Origin of the sequence: Halomonas sp. ND22Bw (genome assembly GCF_003011945.1) — a bacterium.
GTDB lineage: Bacteria > Pseudomonadota > Gammaproteobacteria > Pseudomonadales > Halomonadaceae > Halomonas > Halomonas halophila.
Genome location: NZ_PXWD01000938.1, coordinates 1 through 269 on the forward strand (window position 1 = coordinate 1; position 269 = coordinate 269).

Here is a 269-nt window from a genome sequence, read left to right on the forward strand (position 1 = left end):
GGCTGTATCGGCGCATCCACCTGATGCTGCATCCACTGTTGCAGCCTGGCGCGCAGTGGGACTTCCGCGGAGCGGCGCTGCACCAGCAGCTGTCCGAACTCTTCCCCTTGCTGATGTCGGCACTGGGCAGCCTGCAACCGGCCTCCGGTACGCTGCTGATCAATCGCACCCTGGAAGGCCACTACTGGAACCTTTACCGGCTCGGTGCCTGCCTACCCATCGCCGACCTGCTCGCCGAGCATGTCGAGCGCTGGCGCGGCGGTGTCGTT

The 269-nt window shown here is 65.8% G+C and carries 1 pseudogene; it reads left to right on the forward strand.

Annotated elements, in window-relative coordinates:
- Positions 1 to 269 (forward strand): annotated as a pseudogene (locus CVH10_RS20920) (AarF/ABC1/UbiB kinase family protein); the annotation flags it as partial.